The 16,878-nt window shown below is 72.0% G+C and carries 14 protein-coding genes and 1 pseudogene; 5 read left to right on the forward strand and 10 right to left on the reverse strand.

The genetic code is table 11. The features are described from left to right. Positions 1-3: 3 nt before the first annotated feature. The gene (gene dtd / locus V6U90_RS17730; protein ID WP_334437510.1) at positions 4-426 is read left to right on the forward strand and encodes a D-aminoacyl-tRNA deacylase; all 423 of its coding nucleotides are present in this window, start codon (positions 4-6) and stop codon (positions 424-426) included. Between the two features lie 70 nt (positions 427-496). Here dtd and V6U90_RS17735 read toward each other — a convergent pair whose 3' ends face one another. Further along, positions 497-1,285: a sporulation protein gene (locus V6U90_RS17735; protein WP_334437512.1), complete on the reverse strand. Its 789-nt coding sequence runs from the start codon at positions 1,283-1,285 to the stop codon at positions 497-499. Positions 1,286-1,672: 387 nt separating this feature from the next. On the opposite strand from V6U90_RS17735, the gene sigB reads away from it, so the two are divergent. Then, positions 1,673-2,641, forward strand: a complete 969-nt coding sequence (gene sigB / locus V6U90_RS17740) for an RNA polymerase sigma factor SigB (protein ID WP_442933609.1) — start codon at positions 1,673-1,675, stop codon at positions 2,639-2,641. Between the two features lie 59 nt (positions 2,642-2,700). Here sigB and V6U90_RS17745 read toward each other — a convergent pair whose 3' ends face one another. Next, positions 2,701-3,201, reverse strand: a complete 501-nt coding sequence (locus tag V6U90_RS17745; RefSeq protein ID WP_334437518.1) for a MarR family winged helix-turn-helix transcriptional regulator — start codon at positions 3,199-3,201, stop codon at positions 2,701-2,703. 88 nt (positions 3,202-3,289) lie between these two features. On the opposite strand from V6U90_RS17745, the gene V6U90_RS17750 reads away from it, so the two are divergent. Together V6U90_RS17750 and V6U90_RS17755 are read left to right on the forward strand one after the other, a co-directional pair. After that, the gene (locus tag V6U90_RS17750; RefSeq protein ID WP_334437520.1) at positions 3,290-4,618 is read left to right on the forward strand and encodes an MFS transporter; all 1,329 of its coding nucleotides are present in this window, start codon (positions 3,290-3,292) and stop codon (positions 4,616-4,618) included. A 55-nt stretch (positions 4,619-4,673) separates the two neighbouring features. Then, a pseudogene (locus V6U90_RS17755) lies at positions 4,674-5,011 on the forward strand (VOC family protein). A gap of 69 nt (positions 5,012-5,080) precedes the next feature. Here the strand turns inward: V6U90_RS17755 and V6U90_RS17760 are convergent. From V6U90_RS17760 to V6U90_RS17770, 3 genes are all read right to left on the reverse strand, one after another. Continuing rightward, complete coding sequence (locus V6U90_RS17760; protein ID WP_334437522.1) at positions 5,081-7,642, reverse strand: bifunctional acetate--CoA ligase family protein/GNAT family N-acetyltransferase; 2,562 nt, start codon at positions 7,640-7,642, stop codon at positions 5,081-5,083. A gap of 23 nt (positions 7,643-7,665) precedes the next feature. Beyond that, a complete protein-coding gene (locus tag V6U90_RS17765) occupies positions 7,666-8,847 on the reverse strand; it encodes an acetoin utilization protein AcuC (RefSeq protein WP_334437525.1) in 1,182 nt (393 codons plus the stop codon). A gap of 114 nt (positions 8,848-8,961) precedes the next feature. Further along, positions 8,962-9,804, reverse strand: coding sequence for a sulfurtransferase (locus V6U90_RS17770; protein ID WP_334437528.1), 843 nt, complete (start codon positions 9,802-9,804; stop codon positions 8,962-8,964). A 156-nt stretch (positions 9,805-9,960) separates the two neighbouring features. Between V6U90_RS17770 and V6U90_RS17775 the strand changes: the two genes are divergently transcribed. Next, the gene (locus V6U90_RS17775; RefSeq protein WP_442933606.1) at positions 9,961-10,656 is read left to right on the forward strand and encodes a metal-dependent transcriptional regulator; all 696 of its coding nucleotides are present in this window, start codon (positions 9,961-9,963) and stop codon (positions 10,654-10,656) included. Between the two features lie 64 nt (positions 10,657-10,720). Here V6U90_RS17775 and V6U90_RS17780 read toward each other — a convergent pair whose 3' ends face one another. The 5 genes from V6U90_RS17780 to nrdR all read right to left on the reverse strand — a co-directional run bounded on the left by V6U90_RS17780 (position 10,721) and on the right by nrdR (position 16,408). Beyond that, on the reverse strand, positions 10,721-11,266 hold the full coding sequence (locus V6U90_RS17780) for a hypothetical protein (protein ID WP_334437535.1): 546 nt from the start codon (positions 11,264-11,266) through the stop codon (positions 10,721-10,723). A gap of 129 nt (positions 11,267-11,395) precedes the next feature. Next, positions 11,396-12,580 (reverse strand): L-2-hydroxyglutarate oxidase, encoded by a 1,185-nt coding sequence (gene lhgO, locus V6U90_RS17785; RefSeq protein WP_334437538.1) that lies wholly within the window; start codon positions 12,578-12,580, stop codon positions 11,396-11,398. An 11-nt stretch (positions 12,581-12,591) separates the two neighbouring features. Then, positions 12,592-12,864: a DUF5522 domain-containing protein gene (locus V6U90_RS17790; RefSeq protein WP_334437540.1), complete on the reverse strand. Its 273-nt coding sequence runs from the start codon at positions 12,862-12,864 to the stop codon at positions 12,592-12,594. A gap of 90 nt (positions 12,865-12,954) precedes the next feature. Further along, complete coding sequence (locus V6U90_RS17795) at positions 12,955-15,834, reverse strand: vitamin B12-dependent ribonucleotide reductase (protein ID WP_334437542.1); 2,880 nt, start codon at positions 15,832-15,834, stop codon at positions 12,955-12,957. A gap of 64 nt (positions 15,835-15,898) precedes the next feature. After that, positions 15,899-16,408 (reverse strand): transcriptional regulator NrdR, encoded by a 510-nt coding sequence (nrdR, locus tag V6U90_RS17800; RefSeq protein ID WP_208815542.1) that lies wholly within the window; start codon positions 16,406-16,408, stop codon positions 15,899-15,901. Between the last annotated feature and the right edge of the window lie 470 nt (positions 16,409-16,878).

Genomic DNA, 16,878 nt, shown 5'->3' on the forward strand with positions numbered 1-16,878 from the left:
CCGGTGCGGGCTCTGGTGCAGACGGTCAGCCGGGCCAGTGTGACGGTCGACGGTACGATGGTCGGCGCGATCACCGACGGCCTGCTGGTACTGGTCGGGGTGACCCACGACGACACGCCGCAGATCGCGCGGACCCTGGCGCGCAAGGTGCACGAACTGCGCATCCTCGACGATGAGCGGTCGGCGGCGGACACCGGTGCGCCGGTGCTGGTGGTCAGTCAGTTCACCCTCTACGGGGACGCGCGTAAGGGGCGGCGGCCGAGTTGGACCGCCGCCGCGCCGGCCGCCGCAGCGGAGCCGCTGGTGGAGACGTTCGCCGACGAACTGCGGGCCCGGGGCGCGAAGGTGGAGACCGGCCGGTTCCGGACCCACATGCTGGTGGAGAGCGTCAACGTCGGTCCCCGTACGGTGCTGCTGGAAATCTGACCGCCGGCAGACATGGTCGAGGGGTCGCGTCACCGACCTGCCGGTGACACGACCCCTCGGTGAGCGGGGATCAGAAGAAGAGGCCCCGCCGCTGCAGCGACTGCCGCAGCCAGCCGTCGAGTTCGGCGGCCCAGTCGACCCGGTCGACCGCGTTGTAGTCCACCGTGAACCGACCGAAGGCGTCGCGCCCCTCGGTGAACACCCCGCCCCGCTTGTCGATCTCCAACACCACCTGGAGCTGCTGCGCGGTGGCGATGAAGGTCAGTTCGAGCTGGTTGATCGCGTGGGCGTACTGCGGCGCCGGGTAGAACTCGATCTCCTGGTAGAACGGCAGCGTCTGGTGCACGCCGTAGATGTGTCCCCGCTCCACGTCCGCCCGGGAGAACCGGAACCCGATCCGGAGCAGCGCCTCCAGCAGCCGCTCCTGCGCCGGCAGCGGGTGCACCGCCACGGCGTCCAGGTCGCCCTTGTCCACCGCCCGGGCCACCTCCAGCTCGGTACGCAGCCCCATCGTCATGCCGGCCAGGTGCCGGCCGTACAGCTCGGTGACCGGGGTCTCCCACGGCACGGCGAAGCGGAACGGGATGTCGTACCGCTGTCCCGCCTCCAGCCGGAACGCGTTGGCGGCCCGCTGCCGGAAGAACTCCTGCGTGGTGTCGTACTCGCTGTCCCCGCTCTCCACCTCGACCCGGGTGACCAGGCCCAGTGCCACGTACTCGATGTCCACCGCGTGGTCGCCCCCGATGACCTGGACGTGCCCCTCCAGGTGCCCACCGGGCCGGCAGTTGGGGTTGGTCAGCACCGTCTCGACCGACGGACCGCCCACACCCATCGCCTGCATCATCCGCTTGAAGACCACGACCGTCCTCCGTTGTGCTCGTCTGGTGGCCGATCCGGCCAGTGGGTGGCAGAGTAACCGTGCCCGGCAAGACCTGAGCTGGTACTCCGCCCGTCACCGTCCCCGGCGGGTACGCCCGACGGGCAGCCGGTACCGCCTGATCGGACTTTAGCCCGGAAGCATGACACTTCGGACGAAGAGCCGAACGGTACTCCCGAATTCATGCCAGTCTGCTGATCGCCTCACTCCCGTCTCACGCCCCACCGACAAAGCTGTGGGTCACCGGCACCGATCGGCTGCCGTACGCGCCAGCAATCGACGCGGGGAGGCGACTGAAACATGGTCCTGCAGATGACCGAGCACGACGTGAACCCGGCCACCACGGTGGGAATCGACAACCACGCGCTCATGGAGGTCCCGACGGCGGAGACGCCGATCGACCTCGACGCGACCGACGAGCGCGGTGTCTCGGCTGATCTGGTCCGGGCCTACCTCAACGGGATCGGCCGCACCAAGCTGCTCACCGCCGAGCAGGAGGTCAACCTGGCCAAGCGGATCGAGGCGGGCCTCTTCGCGGAGGAGAAGCTGACCACCTGCACGCCGGTCTCGCCCGAACTGCGGGCCGATCTGGAACTCGTCATGGCCGAGGGCCGGGCGGCGAAGGACCACCTGCTGGAGGCGAACCTGCGGCTGGTGGTCAGCATCGCCAAGCGGTACACCGGGCGGGGCATGCCCTTCCTCGACCTGATCCAGGAGGGCAACCTCGGCCTGATCCGCGCGGTCGAGAAGTTCGACTACACCAAGGGTTACAAGTTCTCCACCTACGCGACCTGGTGGATCCGGCAGGCCATCACCCGCGCCATGGCCGACCAGGCCCGCACCATCCGCATCCCGGTGCACATGGTCGAGCAGGTCAACCGGATGGTCCGGGCCCGCCGGGAACTCTCGGTCACCCTGGGTCGGGAACCCACCGTGGCGGAGGTGGCCACCGCACTCGGCATCCCCGAGTTCCAGGTCATCGAGCTGATCTCGTACGACCGGGAGCCGGTCAGCCTGGACCAGGCGGTCGGCGAGGACGGCGAGAGCGCCCTCGGTGACTTCGTCGCCGCCGTCGACCCGCGTGCGGAACCGGGCGACACGGTCGCCCAGGGCCAGCTCCGCAACGAGGTGAGCATCGTCCTCGCCACCCTCTCCCAGCGGGAGCAGGCGGTGATCCGGCTCCGGTTCGGGCTGGACGACGGTCGGCAGCGCACGCTGGACGAGGTGGGCCGGGAGTTCGGCCTCTCCCGGGAGCGGATCCGGCAGATCGAGAAGGTCACCCTGACCAAGCTGCGCCAGCCGGCGCGCGCGCAGCGCCTGGAGGCGTACGCCTGCTGAGGTGCAAGGAAGGGCCCCCTCTTATCGCTTTCTGCATAGGAGGGGGCCCTTCTTAACGCCTACTGTCGTTCAACGGTGCACAGCAGCCGGCGGAGCAGATCGGCCAGGTGCCGCCGCTCCGTCGCGGTCAGCACGCCGAGGATCCGCTCCTCCTCGTACCCCATGCTGCCGAACGCCTCCTGCCAGACCCGCAGACCCGCCTCGGTCAACTCGACGACCACCTTGCGACGGTCGGTCGCAGAGGGCAGCCGGTTCAGGTACCCCCGTCGTTGCAGGGCGTCGAGTCGCCCGGTCACCGCCGCCGGGGACATCCGTAGCTCAGTCGCCAGCTCGGAGGGTCCGGCCCGGTGGGGCACACCCCGACCGGCCAGCGCGTGCAGCGTCTCGTACTCGAAGGCATGCAGGTCGTGGGCGGCGAGGGTCTCCTCCCGGTGTCGCTTCAGGTGGCGGACCAGGAAGTACATCCGGGTGACCGCGCCCTCGACGTCCGGGTCGAGATCGGGCAGGACGCGGCTCCAGCGGGCGATGTGCTCGTCAACGGAATCCCGCGCTGCGTCCATGCCGACAGTGTGCCCGATCTCGGACAGGTTCTTCTCCACCATATATTTCGTTGACGAATATTTCGGCAACGAAATATAGTCCGATCCCATGACTCTCGGACGTGACTTCCGGCTGCTCTGGCTGGGTCGCACCCTCTCGGATACGGGCGACTACGTGATCCCGGCAGCCCTGGCCATCGCCGTCGTCCAGGCCACCGAATCGGCGGGCGCCCTGGCGCTGGTGCTCGCCTGCGCCACCGTCCCCCGACTCCTGCTGCTGCCGCTCGGTGGCGTCGTCGGCGACCGCTGGTCCCCCCGGCAGATCGCCCTGCTCGCCGACCTGGCCCGCGCCGGCACCCAACTCGTGATCGGCATCGAGCTGGTACTGGGTGCGTTCCGCCTGACCGACCTCGCCGTGGCGGCAGCACTGGCCGGAGCAGCCTCGGCGTTCGCCCTGCCCACCGCCAGTCCGCTCGTCGCCGGTACGACCGGAGTCGCCGACCGGGCCCGGGCCAACACGCTCCTCGGCATCTCCCGGGCCGCCGCCCGGGTCGTCGGCCCGGCGCTCGGCGGGGCCCTCGTGCTCACCGTCGGCTCCGGCTGGGCGTTCCTGCTCGACGCCGCCACCTTCGCGGTCAGCGCGGCCATCCTCGCCATCCTCCGGCCCGCCCCGGTCCCCGCCCGGTCCGGTGCCGGAGCACGACCGGGGTTGCTCCGTGACCTCGCCGACGGCTGGTCCGAGCTGCGCCGGCACCGGTGGTTCCCGGTCAGCCTGGTCGGGCACGCCACCTGGAACCTGGCCGCCGCCGTACTGCTGAGCCTCGGGCCGGTCATCGTGATCCGAGACCTTGGCGGTGAACGGACCTGGGTGGCGCTGCTCCAGGCCGGAGCCCTCGGGTTGCTCGTCGGTTCCCTGCTGGCCAGCCGGACCGGCGGCACCGGCCGGTTCCGGCTGCGCGTCGAACGGCCGGTCCTGATGGCCAACCTCGGCCTCGCCCTCTACGCCCTGCCGTTGGTCCTGCTCGCGGTCCGGGCCCCGGGGTACGCGCTGATCGGTGGGTACGCCCTTGCCCTGGCCGGGCTCGGCTTCCTCAACCCGGTCTGGGAGACCGCCGTCCAACAGCACATCCCCGCCGACCGGCTCGCCCGGGTCAGCGCGTACGACATCCTGGTTTCGCTGGCGGCGATGCCCCTGGGGTACGCGCTCGCCCCACTCGCCGCCCGGGAGTTCGGCACCACGGTCCCGCTGCTGCTCACCGCGGTACTGGTCTTCGTCACCACGGCCGGTACCGCCGCCGTACCGGCCGTACGGCGGCTCCGCACCGAACCCGTGGTGCCGGCTCCGGAGGTACCCGGCCCGTCCGCGCCCGGCGCCCCCGACCACGATCCACCCGTGGCGAGGCCCGATCCGGTACGCCCAGCACCTGGCCCGGCATAGCCGGGAGCTGATTCGGCCCGGGCCGGACGGTTTGCGCCCTTGTCATCGGCCTGCGGTGTCCCGGCCGGCCCGGCGAACCCTCAACGTCGTACCCGTCAGCGACATCGACCGTTCCGCGTCTTTCTACGCCGGCCAGCTCGGCTTCAACGTGGACCATGACACCCGGATCAGCGACGACATCCGGCGGGTGCAGCTCACCGCGCCCGGCTCGGGCCGCTCGATCGTGATCGGCAAGGCAGCCGTCCCGGACATGCCGCCGGGCTCGCTCAAGGGCCTCCAGCTGGTGGTTCCCGACCTGCGCGCAGCCCGCGCCCAGCTCGTCGTTTCGTCTTCTTCGATGACCCGGACGGCAACGGCTGGGCCGTGCCACAGATCTCCAGCCGGCGGAGCTGACGGACCTCCAGGTGTTAACAAGGGGCCCTTCCTATACAGAAAGCGTTAAGCGGGGGCCCTTCCTTACATCTATAGGCGGCGGGGGCCGGTGTCGGGACGGGTGGCGTCCGGGCCGAGCTCGACGCTGGCGTGCAGCACCGAGAGCCCGTCCGGACGGACCAGCACCGGGTTGAGCCGCAGGGAACGCACCCGGGGCTGCTCGTCGGCCAGCCGGCCGACCCGGAGCAGCAGGTCGGCCAGGGCTTCCCGGTCGACCTGCTGGGCGCCCCGGTAGCCGTGCAGCAGCGGGGCCGCCCGGGGCTCGTCGAGCAGCGCCGCCGCGTCGATGTCGGTCAGGGGTACCGCCCGCCAGGCCCGGTCACCGAGCAGCTCGGTGGCCACCCCGCCGAGCCCGAAACCGACCACCGGACCGAACGCCGGGTCCTCGACCAGTTCCACCACACACGCCACCCCGGGCGGGACCATCCGCTGGACCAGGACCTCGGCCCCGAACAGCGGGGACATCTCCTGGTACGCCCGGCGTACCGCGCCCGGATCGTCCAGGTCCAGCCGGACCGCGCCGAGGTCGAGCCGGTGCCGCAGGGCGGGACCGGCCGCCTTCAGCGCCACCGGGAAGCCCAACCGCTGCGCGGCTGCCACCGCCCCGTCGACGGTGTCCGCCCCAGCCGACTCCACCACCTCGATGCCGTACCCGCGCAGCAACCGGGGCGCCAGGTCCGGGCCGTCCAGGTCGACCGCCGCCGCCCCGACCGCCCGGTCCACCCCGGTCAGTTCGGGCAGCGATCCGCTCGGCTGGCGCAGCCACTCGGCGTACGCGCCGACCCGGGCCAGCGCCCGGACCGCCTCCTCCACCGACGGGTACGCCGGCACGCCGGCCGGCAACCCTCCGGCCAGGAAGGTCACCACGGTCGGCTTGTCCCCGCCGAGCGCCACCGGACCGAGCGCGGCGGCGAAGTCGGCGTCGGTGTCGACGAGCTGGCCGGGCAGCGGGGGCGCCACGACCGCCAGCAACGCGTCGACCCGCTCGTCGGCTCCGGCCCCGGACAACGCGTCGGCCAGTTCCGCAGCGCCCGCCCCGGGCCCCACGTCGAGCGGGTACCCGTCGACGACGGTGAGCCCCTGCGCCCGGCAGGCCGTGGTGGCCAGCCCGACCAGCGCGGTGGAGTTGCCGACGACGGCCACCCGCCGGCCGGCGGGCAGCGGCTGGTTGGCCAGCAGCACGCCGACGTCGAGCAGTTCCGCGACGGTGTCCACCCGGATCACCCCGGACCGGGCGAAGAGCGCGGTGACCGCCGCCGCGTCCGGGCCCGCCACCGGTCCCAGGCCCGGGGGACGGACCGGCGAGGCGAGCGCCACCACCGGCTTGACCCGACCGATCCGGCGGGCCAGCCGGGCGAACTTACGCGGGTTACCGAACGTCTCCAGGTAGAGCAGGATCGCGTCGGTGCCCGGATCGTCCTCCCAGTACTGCAACAGGTCGTTACCGGAGACGTCGGCCCGGTTACCGGCCGAAACGAAACTGGACAGTCCCAGGCCACGCCGGTCCGCCTCGGCCAACAGCGCCACCCCGAACGCGCCGGACTGGCTGAACACGCCGACCCGACCGGCGGCCGGCAGCCGGGGGGCGAGCGTGGCGTTGAGGCGTACCCGGTCGTCGGTGTTGGCGATGCCCAGGCAGTTCGGGCCGACCACCCGCATGCCCGCGGCGTGCGCCCGGCGGACCAGGTCCTGCTGGGCGGCGACCCCGGCCGGGCCGGCCTCGGCGAACCCGGCGGTGATGACCACCAGGCCGTGTGCGCCGGCCCGGGCCGCGTCGTCGACCACACCGGACACCGCGTCCGGGGACACCGCGACCACCGCCAGGTCGATCGGTACGCCCGCGTCGTCCGCCGAGCGGTACGCCGGGAGCCTGGCCACCTTCGCCGCGCCCGGGTGCACCGGGACGATCGTGCCGGTGAACCCTCCGTCGCGCAGGTGACCGAGCAGGGCGGCGCCGACCCCGTGACCGGTGGCGCTGGCCCCGTAGACGGCCACTCCTCGTGGGGCGAGCAGCCGGGCGATGGACCGGGCCTCGGTACGGTGCTCGCGGCTCCACTGCACCTGGCGGGTCTGCTCGGTGGGGGCGATCGGGAAGCTGAGGTGCACCACGCCGTCGGCGTACTGGCGTTGGACCTGGTAGCCGAAGTCGGCGAAGACCCGCAGCATCGCCCCGTTGGCCGGGAGCACCTCGGCGACGAACCGGCTGATCCCGGCCCGTCGGGCCGCGTCGGCCAGGTACTCCAGCAGCACCGGCCCGATGCCCCGGCCCTGGTGGGCGTCCTCCACCACGAATGCCACCTCGGCGTCCGGCGCGCCGAAACCGAGCCGCTCGTACCGGCCGACCGCGACGATCTGCCCGGCGGTCAGCACCACGAACGCCTCCCGGCCGACGTGGTCGACGGTGACGAACCGGTGCAGGTCCCGTTCCGGGATGCGCGGATACGGCGAGAAGTACCGCAGGTAGCGGGTGCGTTCGGAGAACCGCGAGTGCATCGCCACGATCGCCGGGGCATCCTCCGGCCGGATCTGCCGCACCTGCACCGTCGTACCGTCGGTGAGCAGCACGTCCACCGACTGGTCCACGGTGGTCACTGTGGTGTCCCTCCCCGCCCCGGTCAGTCGCGCGGGTCGTGCGGGTCGAGCCCGAGCAGCGGGAAGACCGCCTTGCGGGTGGCCATCACCGCCCGGCCGACCGCGTCCGGCTCCCCGCTCGGCTGCCACGGCTCGTACGACGGGTCCACATCGTCGGTCATCCGCAACGGCACCTCCCGGTCCGGCCGGCGGTGGCGGGCCAGCTCCCGCCAGGCCGGCGGGGTGAGGGTGGCCGGGTCGATGGGCGCACCGGTGGCGGTGGCGAGCAGGTGGGTCCAGGCCCGGGGCACCACCTCCACCAGGGCGTACCCGCCACCGCCGGTGGCCACCCAGCGGCCGGCGCAGAGCTCGTCGGCGAGCGCCCGCAGCGCCAGGTGTGCGGCGCGCTGCCCGTCCACGGTCAACCGCAGGTCGGCGAGGGGGTCGAGTCGGTGACTGTCGGCGCCGCACTGGGTGACCAGCAGTTGCGGGCGGAACGCCCGCAACACCGACGGCACCACCGCGTGGAAGGCGCGCAGCCAGCCGGCGTCGGTGATGCCGGGCGGCAGCGGCAGGTTGACCGCGCTACCCGGCGCGCCGGGGCCGCCGGTCTCGTCCGGGAAGCCGGTACCCGGGAAGAGCGCCAGCGGGGTTTCGTGCAGGCTGACGGTGAGCACCCGGGGATCGTCGTAGAAGATCGCCTGCACCCCGTCGCCGTGATGCACGTCGATGTCCACATAGGCGATCCGCTCCGCGCCGAGGTCGAGCAGCCGGGCGATGGCCACCGCCGGATCGTTGTAGACGCAGAACCCGGCCGCCCGGCCCGCCATCGCGTGGTGCAGGCCACCGGCCACGTTGACCGCGCGGCGGGCCTGCCCGGACCAGACCGCCTCGGCGGCGGCCAGGCTCGCCCCGGCGATCAGCGCGCTCGCCTCGTGCATCCCCTCGAAGATGGGATTGTCCGAGGTACCGAGCCCGTAGCCGGCGAAGAAGGAGTCGTACGGCGCGGCGCGTACCGCGTCGAGGTAGTCGGGTCGGTGCACCCGGGTCAACGCGGCGTCGTCCGCCGGATCGGGTTTCACCAGCCGCACCCCGGGACGATCCAGCACACCCAGCTCGCGGGCGAGCGCCATGGTCAACTCGACCCGGACCGGGTCCAGCGGGTGATCCCCCATGTCGTACGCGAGCAGGGACTCGTCCCACACCACCACCGTTTCTTCGGACATTGCGCCATCGTCGCATGCGTTTTTCCCGCTGGCCCCTCCTCCACCACAGACAGTGGCGAGAAACGGTGTGCCGCCACCCCGGCCGGTGGGCGCGCCGGGCCCACGGCGCGCCGGCTATCCGCCGGTGGCGACCGGGCGGGACGGGTCGGCCACCCACTCGCTCCACGACCCGACGTACAGTGCGGCGTCCGGACGGCCGGCCAGGTGCAACGCCAGCACGGCCTGCGCGGCGGTCACCCCGGATCCGCAGTACGCGCCGACCGGTACCCGGTCGGTGACACCCGCTCCGGCGAACCGGGACCGGAGCGCGTCGGCCGCGACGAACCGGCCGTCCGGTCCGACGTACCCGCCGGCCGGCAGGTTGACCGCACCGGGAATGTGCCCGGCGACCGGGTCGACCGGTTCGGTCTCGCCCCGGTAGCGCGGCGCGACCCGCACGTCGAGCAGGGTGCCGGAGTCGGCGAGTTCCGCGGCGCCGGTGGCGTCCAGGACCGGCAGGGCACCGGGCCGTACGGTGATGTCACCGACCGGCGGGGTGGGTTCGTCGGTGCTCACCGGACCGCCGGCGGCGACCCAGGCCGGGAAGCCGCCGTGCAGTACCCGCACCGCGTCGTGTCCGGCCCACCGCAGGGTCCACCAGGCCCGCGCGGCGGCCATCCCGTCCCCGCCGTCGTAGACCACCACCGGGTGGCCGGCGCGTACGCCCGCCGCCCGGAGTACCCGTTGCAGGTCGTCCGGCTCCGGCAGCGGATGCCGGCCCCGGGTGCCCGGGGTCCCGCACAGTTCGGCGTCCAGGTCGACGAAGACCGCCCCGGGCAGGTGACCGGCCCGGTAGTCGTCCCGGCCGGGCGGGCCGGTCAACCGCCAGCGGACATCGAGCAGGGTCGGCGGGTCGCCCCCGGCCACCTCGGCGGTGAGCGCGGGCACCTCGACCAGGAGATCTACCGTTTCGGACATGGCCACCAGTGAACACCATCCGGTACCGGACCGGGCGGTTCGATCGGGGTGACCGGCCCTGCCGCGAGGTAGCATCGTGCTCCGGGAGGCCGCTGACGTGAAGCATGACCTGGTCGACACGACCGAGGTTCTAGTTACCTCCATCGCCAGGAAGGGATGAAGGTGTCCAAAACGGATCTTGTCGACACGACCGAGATGTATCTGCGCACCATCCTCGAGTTGGAGGAGGAGGGCGTGCCGCCGCTGCGCGCCCGGATCGCGGAGCGGCTACACCAGAGCGGTCCCACCGTCAGCCAGACCGTCGCCCGGATGGAGCGGGACGGGCTGCTCACCGTCGAAGGTGACCGCCACCTCGCCCTCACCGACGCCGGCCGGGCACACGCGGTCGCCGTGATGCGCAAGCACCGGCTGGCCGAGTTGCTGCTGGTCAACGTGATCGGGATGCCCTACGAGGAGGCCCACGAGGAAGCCTGCCGCTGGGAGCACGTGATGAGCGACGCGGTCGAACGGAAGGTCTACGACCTCCTCAACCGGCCGACCCGGTCGCCGTACGGCAACCCGATCCCCGGGCTGGAGGCACTGGGCAGTTCGGGCCAGCCGACCCCGGTACCGGCCGGCACCGAACGCAACCTCGCCTTCCCGGGGCTGACCGGCACCGTCGTGGTACGCCGGATCTGCGAGAGCGTGCAGACCGACAGTGACGTGCTGCGCCAGTTGCACGCCGCCGGGGTGGACCCGGGTGCCACGGTGACCGTGGCGCAGGAACGGGACGGGGTCACCATCGACCGTTCCGGCGACACGATCCGACTGCCGCGCGAGGTCGCCTCCCGGGTGTTCGTCGCCGCCCAGTGAACCGGGGCGGCCCGTCGCACCTGGGGACGGGTCACGGCCGCCGCACCCAGAGAACGGGGTGCGGTCACAGCGCCCGGGTGTCCACCTGCTTCGCCAGCGTGACCAGTTTCGGGGTGAACCCCTCGGCATCGGTACGCGCCTGACCGACCGGGAGGGTGTACCGGAGGCTGGCCAACCGGCCATCGTCGGCGAGCCAGCCCACCTCGGCGACCGGTCCCTGTTTCTGTGCCGGCGCCACGGTCAGCCGGTACGCCGCCCGCCCCAGGCCCGGCACGGCCCGCGCACCCTTCGGCATCAGGTCGGCCTTGAACGCGGCCAGGTCGATGCTGGTCTCGCTCACCGACAGGGTGAGGTCGGGTACCGCGGTCTGCTCCGCGCGGATCACGCAGCTGTGCGTGTCACCCTGTTCGCTGGCCGCCGCCACGTCGAAGCGGACCCCGGTGGCCTCCTCGACCAGCGCGAAGTCCAGCAGCCGGCAGGCGCCACCGGCCGAGCCGGCCGGCGCGTCGATGACCACCGGATCGGGCGCGGGTACCGCGACCTGCTCGTCGGGCTGCGCACAACCGCCGAGCAGCAGTCCGATCCCCGCCAGGCAGAGCCGCCCGCGCACAGCCACCTCCCACCGACCCGCCGTCCACCGGCCGGTCCGTCGGACACCGTACGACCTCCGTCCGCCGGACGAAAGTCCCGCAGCTCAGCCGGCAGGCGGCTGGCCGGAACAGCTTGTCCGGCAGGCTGCTCAGGTGGGCAGGCGGCCGACCACGTACCGGGCGATCTCCAGGGAGCTGGTCGCCGCCGGGGACGGCGCGTTGAGGATGTGCACCTGCCGGTCCCCGGTGGCAATGAGGAAGTCGTCGACCAGGGTGCCGTCGGGGGCGATGGCCTGCGCGCGTACCCCGGCGGCGCTGGGCAGCAGGTCCGCCTCGGTCAGCTCCGGCACCAGGCGGGCCAGGCTGGCGGCGAACCGGCGACGGGACAGCGACCGGTGCACCTCGACCATCCCGTACCGCAGGTGCCGGCCGGCCAGCCGCCAGAGCCCCGGATAGCTGGCCAGGTCGGCCACGTCCCGGGGCACCACCCGCCGCCACGAGTAACCCTCCCGGGCCAGGGCCAGGACCGCGTTCGGGCCGGCGTGCACCGCGCCGTCGATCATGCGGGTCAGGTGCACACCGAGGAACGGGAAGCGGGGGTCGGGCACCGGGTACACCAGACCCCGGACCAGATGACGCCGGTCCGGCCGCAGCTCGTGGTACTCACCCCGGAACGGCACGATCCGGGCCGGCGGGGTGACCCCGGCCAGCCGGGCCAGCCGGTCGGCGTACAGGCCAGCGCAGTTGACCAGCACGTCGGCGGGTACCTCTCCGGCGGTGGTGGTGACCACCTGCCCGGTTCCGCGCCGGTGCACGCCGGTGACCCGGGCACCGAGCCGGATCTCGGCGCCGGCCTCCTGCGCGAGCCGGGCGAGGGCGGCGCACACCCGGGTGAAGTCGACGATGCCGGTACTGGCCACGTGCAGGGCGGCGACACAGCGCACCGCCGGCTCGTACTCCCGGGCCTCGGCGGGGTCGATCAGCCGTACCGGAAGTTCGTTCGCCACCGCCCGGGCGTGCAGGGCGCGTAACCGGGGCAGTTCCACAGTGTCCGTGGCGACGATCAGCTTGCCGCAAACCTGGACGGGGATGTCGTGCGCGGTGCAGAAGTCGACCATGGACCGGCTGCCGGCCCGGCACAGCTCGGCCTTGAGGCTGCCCGGTCGGTAGTAGACCCCGGCGTGGATCACCCCCGAGTTGTGGCCGGTCTGGTGTGCGGCCAGCCGGTCCTCCTTCTCCAGCACCGTCACCCGGGCATCCGGGTGATCCAGGGTGATCCGGTGGGCGACCGCCAGTCCGACGATCCCGGCGCCGACCACGACGTACCGCGTCATGGTCGCCGAGGTTACCCGCTGGCCGGCCGGTCACCGGCCGACTCGTCGGTGACGTACGGGCAGTGCCGGCAGCCGCGCCCGCAGCAGGTGCCCCGCCGGGCCAGGAACCCGGCGGTGAGCACGAACAGCCCGGTGGCCGGATCCCGGTACCCGGCCTCCCCCGCGGCCAACGCGGCGGCGTGCGCGGCGAGGATGGCCGGCAGCTCCGGGTGGTCCGGGGCCAGCCGGGACGGATGCGGCTCGGTCAACGCCCTCGGTGCCAGCGGCTTACGGACCTCACCCACCGCACGAGTGTAAGGAAGGGCCCCTTCCTATCGCTTTCTGCATAGGAAGGGGCCCCTGTTAACCGGTCCGCTGGACGGCCGGCCGGATGGTCAGCTGCAACCGCTGGTGGAGCCGCAGCCCTCGCAGACGTAGCAGCTACCGGCGGGGCGCATCTTCGTCCCGCAGGTGAAGCAGAGCGGCGCATCGGCAGCCTTGCCGATCACCGCCTCCAGCAGCTCGGTGGAGGACCCGACCCGGGGTGCCGGCTTGGCTGCCGCCGGCTCGGCCGCCTCGGCGGCCGGCTCCGGCTTGGTCTCCACGGGCGCGGAGGAGGCCATCGCGGTCAGGTCGACCCCGTTGCTCTCCGCCTCGGCTTCCGCCCGCAGCTGGGCGGCCCGCTCGGCGGCGGTGAAGATGCCCAGCTCGGCGCGGGTCTCGTAGGGCAGGAAGTCCAGGGCAAGGCGCCGGAAGATGTAGTCCATCACCGAAGCGGCCATCCGCACGTCCGGGTCGTCGGTCATCCCGGCCGGCTCGAACCGCATGTTGGTGAACTTGCTGACGTACGTCTCCAGCGGCACGCCGTACTGGAGGCCGATCGAGATGGCCACCGAGAAGGCGTCCATCACCCCGGCCAGGGTCGAGCCCTGCTTGGACATCTTGAGGAATACCTCGCCCAGCCCGTCGTCCGGGTACGACGACGCGGTCAGGTAGCCTTCGGCGCCGCCGACCGAGAAGGAGACCGTCTCCGACGGGCGCTTCTTCGGCAGCCGCTTGCGCACCGGCCGGTACTCGACGACCTTCTCCACGATCTTCTCGACCTGGGCCGCCGTGGCCGACGACGCCGGAGCGGCAGCCGGTTCGGCGGCCTTGTTCGGCTTGGCGGCCGACAGCGGCTGGCCGACCTTGCAGTTGTCCCGGTAGATCGCCAGGGCCTTCAGGCCGAGCTTCCAGCCCTCGAAGTAGATCTTCTCGACGTCCTCGACGGTCGCCGCCTCCGGCATGTTGACCGTCTTGGAGATGGCGCCGGAGATGAACGGCTGCACCGCGGCCATCATCCGTACGTGCCCCATCGGCGCGATCGACCGCTCGCCCATGGCGCAGTCGAAGACCGGGTAGTGCTCGGTCTTCAGGCCCGGGGCGTCTACCACGTGCCCGTGGTCGGCGATGTGCTCGACGATCGCCTCGACCTGCTCCTCTGGGTAGCCGAGGCTGCGCAGGGCGCGCGGCACGGTCTGGTTGACGATCTGCATGCTGCCGCCGCCGACCAGCTTCTTGAACTTGACCAGCGCCAGGTCGGGCTCGACCCCGGTGGTGTCGCAGTCCATCATCAGGCCGATGGTGCCGGTGGGCGCGAGCACGGACGCCTGGGCGTTACGCCAGCCGTTCTTCCCGCCGAGCTTGTTGCCCTGGGTCCACTGCCGGGTGGCCTCCCGGACGATGGCGGTGGCCACGGTGCTCGACGGCTTGATCTCGTCGTTGGCCGCCGCGTGCTTGCGCATGACCCGCTGGTGCGCCTCGGCGTTACGGGCGTACCCGTCGTACGCGCCGACGATGCCGGCCAGTTCGGCCGAGCGGCGGTACGCCGTGCCGGTCATCAGCGAGGTGATCGCGGCGGCGACCGAGCGCCCCTGCTCCGAGTCGTACGGCAGGCCGGAGGCCATCAGCAGGGCACCGAGGTTGGCGTACCCGATACCGAGCTGCCGGTAGGCGCGGGTGGTCTCGCCGATCTTCTCGGTCGGGAAGTCGGCGAAGCAGATCGAGATGTCCATCGCGGTGATGACCAGCTCGACCGACCTGACGAACTTCTCCACCTCGAAGCCCCCGTCGGCGCGGAGGAACTTCATCAGGTTGAGCGAGGCGAGGTTGCACGAGGAGTTGTCCAGGTGCAGGTACTCCGAGCACGGGTTCGACGCGGTGATCCGCCCGGTCTCCGGGCAGGTGTGCCAGTCGTTGATGGTGTCGTCGTACTGCAGGCCCGGGTCGGCGCACTCCCAGGCGGCCTGGGAGATGGTCCGGAACAGCTTCCGGGCGTCGATGTCCTCGATCACCTCCCCGTCGAGCCGGCCACGCAGCGAGAACTCGCCACCGGACTCGACCGCCTTCATGAACTCGTCGGAGACCCGCACCGAGTTGTTGGCGTTCTGGTACTGCACGCTGACGATGTCGGCGCCACCGAGGTCCATGTCGAACCCGGCGTCGCGCAGCGCGCGGATCTTGTCCTCCTCGCGCGCCTTGGTGACGACGAACTCCTCGATGTCCGGGTGGTCCACGTCGAGGATGACCATCTTGGCCGCCCGCCGGGTGGCCCCGCCGGACTTGATGGTCCCGGCGGAGGCGTCCGCGCCGCGCATGAAGCTGACCGGGCCGGAGGCGGTGCCGCCGGAGGAGAGCAGCTCCCGTGACGAGCGGATCCGGGAGAGGTTCACCCCGGAGCCGGAGCCGCCCTTGAAGATCAGGCCCTCCTCCTTGTACCAGTCGAGGATCGAGTCCATCGAGTCGTCGACGGCGAGGATGAAGCAGGCGCTGACCTGCTGCGGGGAGGGGGTACCGACGTTGAACCAGACCGGCGAGTTGAAGCTGAACACCTGGTGCAGCAGCATCCAGGTCAGCTCGTGCTCGAAGATCTCCGCGTCGGCCGGGGTGGCGAAGTAGCCGTGCTGCTCGCCGGCCGCCCGGTAGGTCCGGACCACCCGGTCGATGAGCTGCTTGAGCGACCACTCCCGCTCGTCCGTGCCGACGGCGCCACGGAAGTACTTGGTGGTCACGATGTTGGCCGCGTTGACGCTCCAGGACGTGGGGAACTCGACCCCCCGCTGCTCGAAGTTGATCGAGCCGTCCCGCCAGTTGGTCATCACGATGTCGCGGCGTTCCCAGACGACCTCGTCGTAGGGGTGCACCCCGTCGGTCGTCCAGACCCGCTCGACCTTCAGCCCGGCCACCGCGCCGGACCGGGTCCGTGACCTGCTTGCTGTCACACCGTCCCCCGCCATGTCATCCGCCCCCTCTGCCCGCGCGGTCACCCGCCGCGCGTGTCGATCTGTCAGAAACCAAAACTCAACTGGTACGACCGGCGGCCGGCTCCGCTGCCGGCCGGTCGTCGGTCAGCCCGGCCCGTTCCCGGGCCGCCGCCCGCAGCGACTCGATCTCGCGCTCGAAGTCGGCCAACGACTCGAACGACCGGTAGACGCTGGCGAACCGCAGGTAGGCCACCTCGTCCAGGTCGCGCAGCGGACCGAGGATCGCCAGGCCGACCTCGTGGCTGGGTACCTCGGCGGCGCCCTTGGCGCGGACCGTCTCCTCCACCCGCTGGGCCAGCAACGCGATCGCGTCCTCGGCCACCGGACGGCCCTGGCACGCCTTACGCACCCCACCGATGATCTTCGTCCGGCTGAACGGCTCGGTCACGCCGCTCCGCTTGACGACGGCAAGGACCGCCTCCTCGTGGGTGGTGAACCGCTTGCCGCACTCGGGACAGGAACGGCGACGGCGGATCAGCTGGCCGTCGTCGGCCTCCCGGGAGTCCACCACCCGAGAGTCGGGATGCCGGCAGTAGGGGCACCGCATCGCCGTTCCTCCTCAACGTCCGCTGTGACCGGGCGACCACGTCCGGGCACGCACAACTGCGGCGAGACCACCGGACGGCAGCCTCCCCGACGTCACGATCATCCGGAGAGCGGTGAGTAGTCAAACCCAACCTGTAGGCGACTTACACCCTTGTCACTACTACATCTAGGGGTTGACCGTATGCCGCCGGCCGGCCGAGGTCAAGTTGGCCGGCGTGTTGCGGGCGCGTCGCACACCAGCCCAACCGAGCCGGGCGGCCCGGGGTTACCCCCGGCCCGGGAGCCGTCGACCGACCCGGCCGGGGGTCGACCCGGACGGCCCGCGGCGGGCCACCGGCCGGACGACCGTACCCGCCCACCCGGTGGAACGCAGCCCGACCGGAGGGGACGTGTCGACGGCCACCCGCCCGCCAGCGTCCGACCCCGGAGCACTTCCAGGCGGGCCGCGTAGCATGGGCCTATCAGAACACC

This window comes from Micromonospora sp. CPCC 206060, assembly GCF_036906895.1.
Taxonomy (GTDB): domain Bacteria; phylum Actinomycetota; class Actinomycetes; order Mycobacteriales; family Micromonosporaceae; genus Micromonospora.

Coding starts and splice junctions, on each gene's coding strand:
- sigB (WP_442933609.1), top strand. CDS start 1,673: ATGGAGGTCCCGACGGCGGAGACGCCGATCGACCTCGACGCGACCGAC.
- V6U90_RS17745 (WP_334437518.1), bottom strand. CDS start 3,201: ATGGACGCAGCGCGGGATTCCGTTGACGAGCACATCGCCCGCTGGAGC.
- V6U90_RS17750 (WP_334437520.1), top strand. CDS start 3,290: ATGACTCTCGGACGTGACTTCCGGCTGCTCTGGCTGGGTCGCACCCTC.
- V6U90_RS17765 (WP_334437525.1), bottom strand. CDS start 8,847: ATGTCCGAAGAAACGGTGGTGGTGTGGGACGAGTCCCTGCTCGCGTAC.
- V6U90_RS17770 (WP_334437528.1), bottom strand. CDS start 9,804: ATGTCCGAAACGGTAGATCTCCTGGTCGAGGTGCCCGCGCTCACCGCC.
- V6U90_RS17775 (WP_442933606.1), top strand. CDS start 9,961: ATGAAGGTGTCCAAAACGGATCTTGTCGACACGACCGAGATGTATCTG.
- lhgO (WP_334437538.1), bottom strand. CDS start 12,580: ATGACGCGGTACGTCGTGGTCGGCGCCGGGATCGTCGGACTGGCGGTC.
- V6U90_RS17795 (WP_334437542.1), bottom strand. CDS start 15,834: ATGGCGGGGGACGGTGTGACAGCAAGCAGGTCACGGACCCGGTCCGGC.
- nrdR (WP_208815542.1), bottom strand. CDS start 16,408: ATGCGGTGCCCCTACTGCCGGCATCCCGACTCTCGGGTGGTGGACTCC.